Annotated in this window: 12 protein-coding genes and 3 pseudogenes; 7 read left to right on the forward strand and 8 right to left on the reverse strand. The window is 64.2% G+C overall.

The window, feature by feature from the left end:
* Positions 1 to 169: 169 nt before the first annotated feature.
* Both ACSKB9_RS19915 and ACSKB9_RS19920 read left to right on the forward strand, forming a co-directional pair.
* Positions 170 to 637 (forward strand): peroxiredoxin family protein, encoded by a 468-nt coding sequence (locus ACSKB9_RS19915; protein WP_438075167.1) that lies wholly within the window; start codon positions 170 to 172, stop codon positions 635 to 637.
* Between the two features lie 110 nt (positions 638 to 747).
* Positions 748 to 2,227 (forward strand): annotated as a pseudogene (locus ACSKB9_RS19920) (aldehyde dehydrogenase).
* Between the two features lie 175 nt (positions 2,228 to 2,402).
* Here the strand turns inward: ACSKB9_RS19920 and ACSKB9_RS19925 are convergent.
* Positions 2,403 to 3,632 carry an MFS transporter gene (locus tag ACSKB9_RS19925; RefSeq protein ID WP_438075169.1) on the reverse strand — a complete coding sequence of 410 codons (1,230 nt, stop codon included), beginning with the start codon at positions 3,630 to 3,632 and terminating at the stop codon, positions 2,403 to 2,405.
* A 130-nt stretch (positions 3,633 to 3,762) separates the two neighbouring features.
* Between ACSKB9_RS19925 and ACSKB9_RS19930 the strand changes: the two genes are divergently transcribed.
* The 3 genes and pseudogenes from ACSKB9_RS19930 (at position 3,763) to ACSKB9_RS19940 (ending at position 6,219) form a co-directional block, all read left to right on the forward strand.
* Positions 3,763 to 4,674: a LysR family transcriptional regulator gene (locus ACSKB9_RS19930; RefSeq protein ID WP_438075171.1), complete on the forward strand. Its 912-nt coding sequence runs from the start codon at positions 3,763 to 3,765 to the stop codon at positions 4,672 to 4,674.
* Positions 4,675 to 4,680: 6 nt separating this feature from the next.
* Positions 4,681 to 4,833, forward strand: a pseudogene (locus tag ACSKB9_RS19935) (aldehyde dehydrogenase family protein); the annotation flags it as partial.
* Between the two features lie 162 nt (positions 4,834 to 4,995).
* Positions 4,996 to 6,219: an ABC transporter substrate-binding protein gene (locus ACSKB9_RS19940; RefSeq protein ID WP_438075173.1), complete on the forward strand. Its 1,224-nt coding sequence runs from the start codon at positions 4,996 to 4,998 to the stop codon at positions 6,217 to 6,219.
* Positions 6,220 to 6,448: 229 nt separating this feature from the next.
* Here ACSKB9_RS19940 and ACSKB9_RS19945 read toward each other — a convergent pair whose 3' ends face one another.
* The 4 genes and pseudogenes from ACSKB9_RS19945 to ftsE form a co-directional block, all read right to left on the reverse strand.
* Positions 6,449 to 7,216, reverse strand: coding sequence for a lysophospholipid acyltransferase family protein (locus ACSKB9_RS19945; protein ID WP_438075175.1), 768 nt, complete (start codon positions 7,214 to 7,216; stop codon positions 6,449 to 6,451).
* A gap of 139 nt (positions 7,217 to 7,355) precedes the next feature.
* Positions 7,356 to 8,066 (reverse strand): YdcF family protein, encoded by a 711-nt coding sequence (locus ACSKB9_RS19950; protein ID WP_438075177.1) that lies wholly within the window; start codon positions 8,064 to 8,066, stop codon positions 7,356 to 7,358.
* A gap of 166 nt (positions 8,067 to 8,232) precedes the next feature.
* Positions 8,233 to 9,205 (reverse strand): annotated as a pseudogene (locus ACSKB9_RS19955) (cell division protein FtsX).
* Positions 9,198 to 9,857 (reverse strand): cell division ATP-binding protein FtsE, encoded by a 660-nt coding sequence (ftsE, locus tag ACSKB9_RS19960; RefSeq protein ID WP_016845305.1) that lies wholly within the window; start codon positions 9,855 to 9,857, stop codon positions 9,198 to 9,200. The pseudogene ACSKB9_RS19955 and the gene ftsE overlap by 8 nt, the downstream one beginning before the upstream one ends.
* A 181-nt stretch (positions 9,858 to 10,038) precedes the next feature.
* On the opposite strand from ftsE, the gene ACSKB9_RS19965 reads away from it, so the two are divergent.
* Positions 10,039 to 10,905: an MJ0042-type zinc finger domain-containing protein gene (locus tag ACSKB9_RS19965; RefSeq protein ID WP_438075179.1), complete on the forward strand. Its 867-nt coding sequence runs from the start codon at positions 10,039 to 10,041 to the stop codon at positions 10,903 to 10,905.
* A 37-nt stretch (positions 10,906 to 10,942) separates the two neighbouring features.
* Positions 10,943 to 11,320, forward strand: a complete 378-nt coding sequence (locus tag ACSKB9_RS19970; RefSeq protein WP_016845302.1) for a response regulator — start codon at positions 10,943 to 10,945, stop codon at positions 11,318 to 11,320.
* A gap of 171 nt (positions 11,321 to 11,491) precedes the next feature.
* Here the strand turns inward: ACSKB9_RS19970 and ACSKB9_RS19975 are convergent, their stop codons facing one another.
* The 3 genes from ACSKB9_RS19975 to ACSKB9_RS19985 form a co-directional block, all read right to left on the reverse strand.
* Positions 11,492 to 11,869 (reverse strand): TadE/TadG family type IV pilus assembly protein, encoded by a 378-nt coding sequence (locus tag ACSKB9_RS19975; RefSeq protein ID WP_225164603.1) that lies wholly within the window; start codon positions 11,867 to 11,869, stop codon positions 11,492 to 11,494.
* The gene (locus ACSKB9_RS19980; protein ID WP_141340959.1) at positions 11,866 to 12,306 is read right to left on the reverse strand and encodes a TadE/TadG family type IV pilus assembly protein; all 441 of its coding nucleotides are present in this window, start codon (positions 12,304 to 12,306) and stop codon (positions 11,866 to 11,868) included. Before ACSKB9_RS19980 ends, ACSKB9_RS19975 begins: the two co-directional genes overlap by 4 nt.
* A gap of 72 nt (positions 12,307 to 12,378) precedes the next feature.
* On the reverse strand, positions 12,379 to 13,614 hold the full coding sequence (locus ACSKB9_RS19985; protein WP_438075182.1) for a pilus assembly protein TadG-related protein: 1,236 nt from the start codon (positions 13,612 to 13,614) through the stop codon (positions 12,379 to 12,381).
* Between the last annotated feature and the right edge of the window lie 19 nt (positions 13,615 to 13,633).

A 13,633-nucleotide genomic window follows, 5' to 3' on the forward strand; every position in this document is an offset into this window, starting at 1 on the left:
TCCGCCGATCACGAAAGAGACGACGCATGCCGCGCGGGCTTGAGGCCGCAGAGGACATGCGGTCCGGAAAACCGCTTCGCACTTTCCGGGTCATGCTTCGCCGGTCGTTGACAGACCCGCACCGATCTTGCCACCCTGCCGCGAGGTGGCAGACGCAAGGAACTGATCTGTGACTCCCGCACCTGAACTCGCCGCGTCGCGCTGGTTCAACACCAGCGAGCCGCTAACCCTGGCTGGGCTGCGCGGACGGCCGGTCCTGCTGCACGCGTTCCAGATGCTGTGCCCCGGCTGCGTCGCGCACGGCACGCCGCAGACCCAGCGCGCGTTCGAGCTGTTCAAGCGTTCGGACCTGCAGGTGATCGGGCTGCACACCGTATTCGAGCACCACGCGGCGATGACGGAGGTGTCGCTGGAAGCCTTCATCCACGAGTACCGGCTGACCTTCCCGATCGGCGTCGACGAGGCCGGCGAAGGCACGCCGATCCCGGTCACCATGCAGCGCTACGGCATGCAGGGAACGCCGACCAGCATCCTGATCGGCCGCGACGGCAACATCGTGCATCATGGCTTCGGACAACAGAGCGACATGGCGCTCGGCGCGATCATCGCGGCCGAGCTTGCCGCGCCGCATGGCTGATAGCGGCCCGCCCCGGCTGCAACCCGGCTCACGCGACTGCGTTATGACGGCGTCGCGCAATGAGTGATAGCGTTCCGCCAACCAGAACCATCGCCTTGCGGGAGGATGTCATGAAAACCTATCAGCTCTACATCAACGGCCAGTATGTCGACCCCGCCAATGGCGAATGGTTCGACAGCATCGATCCCTATCGCGGCGAGGCCTGGGCGAAGATTCCGCGCGGCACGGCCGCCGACGCCGACAAGGCGGTGAAATCAGCCAATGAGGCGATGTGGCGCGGCCCCTGGGCGATGATGACAGCCTCCGCGCGCGGCAAGGTGATGCGCAAGCTCGGCGACCTCGTCGCGGCCAATGCTGAGCGCCTTGCCGAGATCGAGGTGCGCGACAACGGCAAGCTGATGGCCGAGATGCTCGGCCAGCTGCGCTACCATCCGGAGTGGTGGTGGTATTTCGGCGGGCTCGTCGACAAGCTCGAGGGCGGCCTGGTGCCGATCGACAAGGCGGACACCTTCGCCTACACGACCCATGAACCGGTCGGGGTGGTCGCGGCGCTGACCGCATGGAATTCGCCGTTGCTGTTCGTCGCCTGGAAATGCGCCGCCGCGCTCGCCGCCGGGTGCGCCGTGGTCGTCAAGCCGTCGGAATTCACCTCGGCCAGCACACTGGAATTCGCGGCGCTGACCAAGGAGGCCGGAATTCCCGACGGCATCTTCAACGTGGTGACCGGCTTCGGTCCCGAGGCGGGCTCCGCGCTGATCGCCCATCCGGGCGTCGCCAAGATCACCTTCACCGGATCGGATACGACCGGCGCGAAAGTCTACGACCGCGGCCAAGAGCCTGAAGCGCGTCTCGCTCGAGCTCGGCGGCAAGTCGCCCAACATCGTGTTCGAGGACGCCGACCTCACCGCCGCCGCGGCCGGCGCGATCTCCGGCATCTTCGCCGCCACGGGGCAGACCTGCATCGCGGGATCGCGCCTTCTGGTGCAGAGCTCGATCAAGGAGAAATTCGTCGCGCGGGTGCTGGAGCTGGCAAAGTCCGCCAAGATCGGCGATCCCATGCAGTCCGACACCAATGTCGGCCCGATCACGACGCAGGCGCAGTACAAGAAGGTGCTCGACTATATCGACATCGCCAAGGCCGAGGGCGCGCGCTGCCTGCTCGGCGGCAAGCCGGCCACCGGCGACGGCATCAAGGGCGGCCAGTTCGTCGAACCGACCATCTTCACCGATGTCGACAACACCATGCGGATCGCGCGCGAGGAGGTGTTCGGGCCGGTACTGTCGATTATCTCCTTCGACACCGAGGAGGATGCGATCCGGATCGCCAACGACACGATCTACGGCCTCGCCGCCGGCATCTGGACCAAGGATCTCGCGCGCGCCATCCGCGTGCCGAAGCAACTGCGCGCCGGCACCGTGTGGGTGAACACCTACCGGGCCATCAGCTACATGATGCCGTTCGGCGGCATGAAGCACTCCGGCGTCGGCCGCGAAAGCGGCATCGACGCGGTCCGCGAATATCAGGAGACCAAGAGCGTCTGGATCTCGACCGCGACGGACGTGCCGGCGAACCCGTTCGTAATGCGGTGACGGGGGCTCAGCACCTCTCCCCGGCGGGGAGAGGTGCACCAAGTCTGCGCAGTCATCGAATTCGCCATAGCTGCCGTCACACGGTCAGCAGCGTCTTGATCGCGCGGCGCTCGTCCATCGCACGATAGCCTTCACCTGCGGCGATTGCCGTACTGATCACGCGCAAAACGCACCGTCACGCGGCTGGCCTTGCTGATGCACAAGCCGTGCACCGCGAATTGACCTCTGCCTTGCGACGGAGCGCTCCGACCAAAATCACCAGCGACGAGAGCGCAAGGATGACGGCGCTGAACAGGAACGTGGCACGATAGCCGCTGCTGTCGAAGAGAACGCCACCACCCGCGGCACCCGCCGTGATGGCCAACTGGACTACCGCGACCATCAGCCCGCCGCCTGCTTCAGCGTCATCGGGCAAGGCCTGGCTCAGCCAGGTCCACCAGCCAACGGGCGCCGCCGTGCCGATGAAGCCCCACAGGAACATCAGCGCCGCCGTGGCGCCCAGTGACGAACCCGTCGCGATCAGGGCAACGGCAATTACGGCCATTGCGAACGGCATCAATACGAGGAACGTATAGAGGCGATCGCGGATGACTACACCGATCAGTGCAGTGCCGATCAGACCCGCGACGCCCATCACAAGCAACAGTGCCGAGATCGTCGTGACATCGACGCGCGTTACCGTTTCGAAGAATGGCCGTAAATACGTGAAAAGTGCGAACTGCCCGAGGAAAAACAGCGCCGCTGCGAGCATGCCGTAGGGAACTCCAGGCCGGCGCAGCACCTTGAATGCCGCTGCCGCACTCGCCCGCTCACGGCTCGGCATCCTGGGGAGCGTGACGAATTGCCAAAACAAGGTCAGCGCCGCGATCGGCACCACGCAAAAGAACGCGCCGCGCCAGCCGATATACTGACCGAGAAAGCTGCCGAGCGGCGCGGCAATCGTCGTCGCGAGGGCGTTGCCGCCATTGAGAACCGCCAACGCGCGCGGCACGTCCTTGCCCGGCACGATGCGGATCATCGTTGCGGCGGACATCGACCAGAATCCGCCGACGACCATCCCGACAAGCGCGCGCCCTGCCATGAAGACCGTATAATTGGGCGCGAACGCGACAACGACGCCGGAGATCAGCATGACACTGGTCAGCCACAACAAGACGGTGCGCCGGTCGACGCCACGCGTTGCGGCCGAGATGAAAAGACTGGTCAGGATGGCGAAGAAGCCGGACACGGAAATGGCTTGCCCGGCCTGTCCTTCGGTCAACTCAAGGCCTGCTGCGATCGGCGTGAGCAGGCTCACCGGCATCCACTCGGACGCGATGAGGGTCGAGGCGCACAGCGTCATCGCGAAGACGGCGCTCCATGCGGCCATTGGCTGCGGTGTCTTTTGATTGATCGTGGCGTCCATCGGGCATCCATGTTCAGAGAAGCGCCCAGTTTGGCGCTGTTCACGGCAACACATAGGGCCCGCCACAGTGTTCGATTAGCCGCCATAATTCGCTTGCATTAATCGACCTGAACCATGAATACTGACGCCCATGGCAAGCTGGGATTTCAACGACTTACTGGCCTTCGTTGCCGTCGCCCGCGAGCGCAGCTTCACCAAGGCCGCGGCGAAACTGGGCATCGTGCAGTCGACACTCAGCCATACGATCAAGCGCCTTGAATCCCAGATGGGCCTGCGGCTGCTCACGCGCACGACGCGCAGCGTCGGTCTGACCGAAGCGGGCGAGCGTCTTCAGCAGTCACTGGCGCCGCGCATCGAGGAAATCGAGCGTGACATCGCGGCGCTGATGTCGCTGCGCGACACGCCATCCGGCACCATCCGGATCACGCTCTCGGACCATGCGCTGGAAACGGCCGTCTGGCCGAGGCTGTCGTCGGTCCTCAAAAAATATCCTGACATCAAGGTCGAGTTCAGTCTCGACACCGGGTTCCGCAACATCGTCAAGGACGGCTTCGATGCTGGAATCCGTCTCGGTGAGAGCGTGGAGAAAGACATGGTCGCGGTGCGCATCGGCCCGGACTGGCGGCTGGTCGCGGTCGCCTCTCCCACCTATTTGAAAGAGCACCCCAAACCAAGGCATCCGAAAGATCTCATCAAGCACATCTGCATCAAGCGACGCCAGGCGGCGGGTGGTCACTACGTGTGGGAGTTCGCCAAGAATGGCGCCGAACTCCGGGCGCGCGTCGAGGGGCAAGTGACCTTCAATGACTCTCGCGCCATGATCGATGCCGCCCTGAAGGGCTTCGGCATCGCCTACGTTCCCGAGGACATGGCGGCGCAACATGTCCAGTCGGGCGAGCTCGTCGTGGTGCTCGACGACTGGTCGCCGAAGTTCGAGGGCTACTTTATCTACTACCCGACATCCCGGCAGAACTCGGCCGCATTCAAGGTGGTCGTCGACGCGCTACGCCATCCTGAAGCAGGGCAAAGAAAGCGCGGCTAAATCAGTGCGACCAGCTCCATGATGCCGTTCGGCGGCATGAAGCACTCCGGCGTCGGCCGCGAAAGCGGCATCGACGTGGTCCGCGAATATCAGGAAACCAAGAGCGTCTGGATCTCGACCGCAACCGATGTGCCGGCGAACCCGTTCGTGATGCGGTGAGTTTTCCGCACTGACATCGCTTGCTTCACCGCTCTCGGACGGACAGAGGTACGACGGCACCCGCGCGCCGAGCTGTCGCACTTGACGTGCAGGGTGGAGCAGCGATCATGAGCGTCTACGGCACACGCCGAAGAGCGTGGCCGATATTCGGGGAGATTCGCCATGACGTTTCGTTACTCGCGCGCAGTGTTCTGCGCGCTCATGCTCGCCGCCGCCCAACCTGCCCTCGCCGACAAGAAATACGGCCCCGGCGTCACCGATACCGAGGTGAAGATCGGCCAGACCATGCCCTATAGCGGCCCGGCGTCCGCTTACGGCACCCAGGGGCGCATGGAAGAAGCCTACTACGCGATGATCAACGCGAAGGGCGGCGTCAACGGCCGAAAGATCAAGCTCATTTCACTGGACGACGCCTATTCGCCGCCGAAGACCGTGGAGCAAACGCGACGCCTCGTCGAACAGGACGAGGTGCTGGCGATCATCGGCACCATCGGCACGCCGACGAATTCAGCGATCCAGAAATATCTGAACCAAAAGAAGGTCCCGCAGATCTTCATTTCGACGGGCGCGGCAAAATGGGACGACCCGAAGAACTTCCCGTGGACCACCCAGCTTTATCCGCCCTACCAGATGGAGGGCATGATCTTCGCCAAATATCTGTTGAAGAACAAGCCCGACGCGAAGCTCGGCGTGTTCTCCCAGAACGACGATGCCGGAAAGGATTACGTCAAGGGGCTGAAGGATGGCCTCGGCGACAAGGCGAAGACGATGATCGTGAAGGAAGTGACCTACGAGGTTTCCGATCCGACGGTCAATTCGCAGATCGTCTCCCTGAAAGCCTCCGGCGCCGACACGCTGTTCACGATGGCGACGCCCAAGTTCGGCGCGCAGGCGATACGCAAGGTCTACGAGCTCGGATGGAAACCGCTGAACTACGTGGTCAGCGTCTCCTCATCGATCAAGGGCGTCATGGAGCCGGCCGGCATCGAGGCTTCGAAGGGATTATTGACCGCGCTGGCGTTCAAGACGCCGACCGATCCCACCTGGGAGAACGCCGCCGACGTGAAGGAGTTCAAGGAATTCCTGGCGAAGTGGTATCCGCAAGGCGACATCGCCGACGGCAGCAACGTCACCGGCTACATCTCGGCCTATATGACGGTGAAGGTCATCGAGATGTGCGGCGATGATCTGACGCGCGAGAATTTGCTGAAGCAGGCAACCAACCTCAACAAGGTGGTCGCGCCGCTGCTGCTGCCCGGCATCGCCATCTCGACGCGGCCGGACCGCTATGCGCCGTTCACGCAGATGCAGATCGCAACATTCGACGGCAAGAGTTGGGTACCGCAAGGCGAGACCTTCAACACCGACGCGGCGGCCGGTCAGTAGTGGCGACGCCATTCGCGATACGGTAACTCACCGCATCGTCACGGGCCGGGCACAACCGTCCGAAGGACGGCGTCGCTTCGGCTTGCCTATGCCCGGTCATCCACGTCTTGCTTCAAACCAAAGACGTGGATGCCCGGGACAAGCCCGGGCATGACGATTTCTGAAGGGACCGACGAAACCGCGGGCACGAAATTCGCGGCAGCAACCGCACCAGGGCTTGTGCTGCGCCCTACCCTTTCGCCGCGTCCGGCACACCGCCGAACAATTTCGCCTGCTCGGCGCGGCCGGCCTCGACGATGCGGGTGGTGGCGGTTTCGATCTGGTCGCGCAAGCGAGCCATGAACTCATCGCGCGGCAGGCCCGGCGGCAGCGGATCGAGGAATTCGACCACCAGCGTGCCGGGATAGCGCATGAAGGTGCGGCGCGGCCAGAACAGCCCGGAATTGAGCGCGATCGGCAGGCACGGCACGCCGCTCTCGGCATAGATCTGCGCGACGCCGGCCTTGTAGTTCGGCGCGGCACCGGGCGCGGTGCGGGTGCCCTCGGGAAAGATCACAAGTTGGCGGCCGAGCTTCACCTCGGCCGCTGCGCGCTTCAGCGTCTTGATCAGCGAGCGCGGGCCGCCGCCGCGCTCGACCGAGATCATGCCGACCTTCTTGAGGTACCAGCCGAACACCGGGATCATCATCAGCTCGCGCTTCAGGATGAACAGCGGATGCTCGAAGAAGCGCACCAGCGCGAAGGTCTCCCAGAACGACTGGTGCTTCGAGGCGACCACCAGCGGCCCGCTCGGAATCTTCTCGATCCCGCGAAACTCGATCCTGATGTTGCAGATCACGCGCATCAGGAACAGGCTGATGTTGGCCCACGCGGCTTCGAGCGCCATCAACGCCCCCCGCGGCAGCAGCAGCGCCGGCAGCGCGATGATGCAGATCGCCACCAGCACGAGATAGAACAGCACGTTGAAGATCAGCGAGCGCAGGAAGATTGAAGTCATTCTCTCAACACTATCCTTTACACCGTCATTCCGGGGTGGTGCGTCAGCACCAGACCCGGAATCTCGAGATTCCACAATTCGCAATTACGAATTGGGGTTCGATGCCGCGCATCGCCCCGGAATGACGGTGCCTGATACATCAATTCGCCAGCGCCGTCGCCGGGCGGCGCGGCGCGGCAGCCGGCTCGGCGAGATCGGAGGTCAGGTCGAGGCCGAGACCGGCCAACCGCACCCGCATCTCCGCGGCGACATATTTGGCGTATTCCGATAGCAAGAGACGGAACGTCGCGCCACTCGTCCACCACGGCTCGTCGCGCCATTTGTCACCGACCACCGCGAACGGGATCAGCGTGACGTCGGGCATCGCATGTGACAGTTCCACGATCGCCCGCGGCATGTGGTAGTTCGAGGTCACCACGATCAGCGACTTGAAGCCGCGCTCGCGCGCCCAGCGCCGCGTCTCCGCCGCGTTGCTGCGGGTGTTCAGCGCCGAGCGGTCGAGATCGACGCAGCAGCTCATCAGCCCCTTGCTGTCCGGCACAGAGCGGGAAATGTCGCTGGCGTCGTTGGTCGGATGTACGCCCGAGATCAGCAAACGCTTGCCGTAGCCGGCAGCCAACAGTTCCATGGCGTCGGACACCCGCGACGAGCCGCCGGTCAGCACCACGATGCCGTCGGCATTTTGCGGCGGGTCGGTCTCGACGCCGCGCAATTGCGAGAGGAAGCCGACAAAGCCGACCGCCGCAGCGACGAAGGCAAGCGCCAACGGCGCGACGATGACGGCGCGCAGCCAGCCGCGCGGGCGCGCGGCAAAGCCATTCGGCGACGTATCGTCGGACTGCAAACTCATGTGATGCGGTTATCCTTCCCCCGGGGGGATTTTAAAGCATGATCCGGAAAAGTGGAAACCGGTTTTCCCCGGGACCAGTGCCGCGTGCACGCGCGCGAAATCACACTTGGGCGACGAAATGCGATCACACGAGGCGGCGCCATGATTTCGAGTTTTCGCGGCGCCGTCAGTCGATGTCGTCGAGCGTGGCAAACAGGGTGCGGCGCGATGCCCACGCGGTGATCGCCGCGATCAGCACCGCCTGCATCGCCAGCACCAGATAGCCCGACGGACGCAGCGAGAACGTGCCGAGCAGGGCCGCGAACTGGTCACCCACCGGCGTGCCGGAGAACCAGTTGGCGATCGACTCGGAGAAGCCGAACGCCAGCATCGCCGCGCCGCCGCCGATCAGCCCGCCTTCGAGGCCGAGCCGAAGGAAATGCCGCAGGAAGCGGTTGGCGATGAAGCTGTCGCCGGCGCCGACGAAATGCAGCACCTCGACGATCGGGCGGTTGGCGGCCATCGCGCCGCGGGTCGCGAACGACACCGAGATGATGGTTGCGATGATCACGAGGATGAGGATGCCGACGCCGGCAAACGTCGTGGCGCCGGTCATCGAGCGCATGCGCTCGATCCAGGCGCGGTGATCGTCGACGCTTGCGGTCGGCGCCGCCTGCGTCACCCGCGCGCGTAAGCCGGCGAGATCGAGCGTGGTGCCGGGCTGCACCCGCGCCACGATGACGCGCGGCACCGGCAGTTCGTTCGATCGAGAGCCCGCTGCCGAGCCACGGCTCCAGCAGCTTGGCGGATTCCTCCTTGCTGAACGGACGGACCTCGAGAATGCCGGGCTGCGCCCGCATCGCCTCCACCGCGGCCTGCGCGTCGCGATCGAGATCGCGGCCCGGCGAGGAGCGCACCTGGATGGTGATCTCGCTCGACACTTCCGACTGCCATTCGGCGGCCGACGCGCTGACTAGCAGCACGGTGCCTGTCGTCAGCGAGGCGAGGAAGGTCATGATCGCGACGACCGCGACCAGCGCACGGCCCGAGATCGAGGCGCGCGGCACGATCGGCGACATGTTGCGCGCGGTGGCCGGGACCTGCGGGCGTTCGCGCCCGAGATCGACCAACGACACTTTCTCGTCGCCGCTCCTATTCATAGATGTGCAGCCGTCCCTGATGCAGCACCAGCCGCCTCGCCTCGTATTGATCCATGAGCGTGATGTCGTGGGTCGCGATGATGACCGCGGTGCCGGACTTGTTGAGCTCGATGAACAGCCGCAGCAGGCGGCGCCCGAGCGTCGGATCGACGCTGCCGGTCGGCTCGTCCGCCAACAGCAGTTGCGGCCGCGAGATCACCGCGCGCGCGATCGCGGCGCGCTGCTTCTCGCCGCCCGACAGGATCGGCGGCAGCGCATCCATGCGCTCGCCGAGGCCGACCCATTTCAAGAGATCGATCACCTCGCGGCGATAGCTCGATTCCTCGCGGCCCATCACGCGGAACGGCAGCGCGACGTTCTCATAGGTGGTCATGTGATCGAGCAGGCGAAAATCCTGCAGGACGATGCCGATCCGCTTGCGCAGGTCGGCGACCTGATCCTTGCTCAGCAGCGAGACGTCCTTGCCGAACAGATTGACCAGCCCGCGGGTCGGCCGCAACGACAGGAACAACAGCCGCAGCAGCGAGGTCTTGCCCGCGCCCGACGGCCCGGTGAGGAACTGGAACGAGTGCGCCGGGATCATGAACGAGAGGTCGCGCAAAATCTCCGGGCCGAGCCCGTAGCGCAGACCGACATTTTCGAACCGAACCAATGCGCTAGCTCCGTTCGAGAGGGCCGATGGCCCAATACCCCACACCGACGGCGAAGACGGCCCGAACCCCGGCCGAGCGCCCGCGAACCGCACAGAAAGCTTGTGCTTCGGTTATGGTTTCCGATTCGTTAACGGTCGCTAAGTAGCATCCGGGCATCCACACGGTGGAGATTCGGCCTCCATGCATATTGTCTGCCCGCATTGTACAACATCCTACGCAATCAATCCGGCCACCCTTGGCGAGGCCGGACGTACCGTCCGTTGTTCCCGCTGCCGGGAGGTCTGGCTGGCCCGGCCGGAGGACGCCATCGGGGCAACCGCGCCCACTCTGGCCTATCAGTCCGCCGGGTCCGACCTCGCCGCCGAATGGGAGGCCATGGGCCCGGAGGAGGCTGACGCGACCCCGATGGTCGAGAGCCCCTCGATTTCGGCCGATTTGCCCACCGAGGGCAGCGACGCCGCCACGGAATGGCCGGCGCTGGCCGAGGCGGATGCCGCGGCCCATGCCGACGCCGGGGACGCGGGAACCAGGGGCCGCTTCCGCCTGCCCCGGCTTCCCCGCCTGTTCCGCCTGCCCGCCCTGCCCCGAATTCCGTTCATGCCCGTGATCGGAGCCCTGCCGACCACCTGCGGCGCCATGGCCGCGCTGATCATCGCGCTATTCGTCTGGCGCAACGACGTGGTGCGGCTGCTGCCGCAGACCGCGTTGTTCTACAAGATGGCCGGGCTCGACGTGAATCTGCGCGGGCTCGCCTTCAAGGATCTCAAGATCACCAACGAGACCGTGGACGGCAAGCCGGTGCTGGTGATCGAGGGCATGATCGTCGGCCAGACCAGGAAGCCGGTCGAATTGCCTCGGCTGCGCTTCTCGGTCCGCGACGCCCAGGGCGCCGAAATCTATGCCTGGAACGCCGTGCTGGAGCAGCCGGTGCTCAATCCCGGCGAGCGGGCCTTCTTCAAGTCGCGCCTCGCCTCGCCGCCGCCCGAAGGCCGCAATATCGACGTACGCTTCTTCAACAAGCGTGATCTCACCGGCGGCCGCGCGTGAGCCGCCGGCCAACTCCATCGGGAACCGACCAATCACCATGACGCGTGTTCTGATCGCCGACGACGAAGACTCGATGCGCTCGCTGGTGGCGCGCGCAATCGCCATGGACGGCCACGAAACCGTGACCGCGCAGGACGGCGCCGAGGCGCTGGAGGTGCTGACGCGCGACGAAGGCGCGTTCGACCTTCTGCTCACCGACATCCAGATGCCCGTGATGGACGGAATCGCACTGGCGCTGACCGCGGCGCGCGACTTCCCTGCGCTGAAGATCCTGCTGATGACCGGCTTCGCCCATCAGCGCGAACGCGCCTCCGGCCTCGAGGCGATCGTGCATGACGTGGTGACGAAACCGTTCTCGGTGGCCGATATCCGCACCGCAGTCGCGGACGCGCTGGCGGCCCGGAAGGCCGGCTAGTGTGCTGAATGCGAAGTTCGTGCGATTTCGCGGCAGCCACTTTCACGAACTTCGCATTCATAAAGCACACTAGAATCATAAGTTTGCTAGTGTCCTTATCGAATCCGAAGTTCGCTCCGAAGGTGCGGCAAATGATGCGAACTTCGGATTCGGGACACTAGGGTTACGAGCTCAACTCGGAAAGCATGCCCGGGCGGTCAGCGTCACCGGGGACAGATTGAGAAATTGCGCAAATTGAAATGCATAACTCGCGCTGACCACGTTGCCGCAGGCTGACGTGGAATAGGTGAATGTCTGCGCCGGGAGCGTGAGGCCGAACGCCTGCTGTGCGGCGTAATTCGTGATGGCGCTGCCGCTTGGACAGAGCGTGCTGTTGACGGTCGCGCAACGCGCCGCCATTTCGGTGCCGTGCTGCAGCCCGAGCTGAGTCCAGAACAGCAGTCCGAATTCGATGATGCCAAATATGAACAGGAAGAACACGGGAGCGGTCAGGGCGAATTCCAGCGCGGAGGCCCCTCGATTGTCCCGCCATAGCGGTGTGAGTTTCACTGCAGCCTCGCAGTGGACTGGGCGCTATAGGTGTAGGTGGCCGCCACGATCTGATAATTGATCAGCGTGTAGTAGGTCCCTTGCGCCGAAACCATGGCATATGTTCCGGCCTGCGCGCCGCTGGGGCAGACCGCACCGCAACTGACGGTGCTGACCCCCGAACTGGTCGGGCACCCGCAAAACTGGTACGGCTTGGGCGAAGCATTGATGGCCGTGGAATTCGTGGCGGCTGTTACGGCGCTGGTGACGCCAGTCTCGTCAAAGCCGCGCACGATGGCGTATTGCGCTCCCGCCTGCGCGGCATTCTCGACCTGCATCTTGCGATAGAGCGCGAGTCCGATGTCGGTTACCGAGACGACCATCAGGGACAGCAACGGGATCATGATGCCGAATTCGATGGCCGCGACGCCGCCCCTGTCGTGAACGGCGGTACGCACAAGCCGCGTCAGAGAAAACCAATCGACCACGGCTGTTGGATGAGGACCTCTGGATTTGCATCGGAGCCAACCTCACTCGATGAGTTGCGCGGTTTGAGTGCCTATCGTCGCGGTGCCAAGCGCCGAACAATTGACCTGCACGTTCGACGTGCCGGTGAACGTCAAGGTATCTGCGATGATCTTGGTGCAGGATGTGCTTGTGCCGTTTCCACCACTGAAGCTGAGGTCGGCCTTCGGCAGGTAGATGGCGCCGCCGAAGTTCTGGGTGCCGCCACCCGTGAGATTAAAGGTAGTCCCGGCCGGCATGTTGCGGTCGCCATACATGACGATGCCCTTCGTGGAGCCGGAGGTCGGCGCCGTCAGATCGATGATGGCGTTGCTGCCGATCGAAGCCGTGCCCCACTTGCTTCCCGAGCCCGTAAAGACCAGGGTCACGCCGCTGCCCGTGATGGTGGCGTTGCCCGCGACGCTGAGGTTCGAGCCGTCCAGGTAATAGATGCCCGGATCGAGGTTCAGCGTTGCGCCGGCGTTCACCGTAATGCTGCCCGAGTAGCAGCCGGGGCTGAGGGAGTTCGTCTTTCCGTTGGAATTGACCGTAATCTTGGCGTTCGTGCAGCTCGGCTTCGACGGCGGAGAGACGTTCGCATACGGGTCAGCCATTGGCTTCACATGCGTCTTGACGCCGTTGGTGGCGGTGATGTTGCTGGTGCCGGAGACGTCGCCGACGACGCCGACCTGATTGGCGGCGACCGTCGCGCTGCCGGCCACGTTGAGCGATGGGCTTGCACCCGAGTTGCTGTAAAGGTTGCACTTGATCAGGTTGAGCTGGTTGCCGCCGCTCACGTTGACCGCGGGACTGGCGCTGGCGTTGAGCGCAAGCACGCAGCCCGTCCCGGAATTCGGCAGCGCGACCGCGCGCGCGGTGACCGGCACCGGGGCCGAGCCGAACAAGGCTGACAGCAACCGCGGTTGCGGTTGGCTCACGATGACTTCGACCGCCTGCAGGTTCGACGTCTGACTGCCGGTCTTCGGCGGTTGATTCACCGTGACCGTGACGTTGTTCGCCCCGTTCGCGTAACCGTAGTTTGCCGTGACCGCATTGGCTTCGGACAAAAGGTCGGCGCCTGCACTTGCCGCCGTTGCGGCGCTGACCGCGCCGGAGTCGGCGGCACTCTGCATGTTCTTATGTTTGTAGTACCACCATCCCACTTCGGTACCGAGCCCTGCCGTGCCGACCAGGACCGGCATGAGCAGCGCTGAAATGATGACATAGCTGCCCGACTGGTCTCGAACGAATTGTCGAACCAAGCTGGTCTTATGTTGGTGC

This window comes from Bradyrhizobium sp. BR 1433 (assembly GCF_051547665.1).
Classification (GTDB): domain Bacteria; phylum Pseudomonadota; class Alphaproteobacteria; order Rhizobiales; family Xanthobacteraceae; genus Bradyrhizobium; species Bradyrhizobium australafricanum.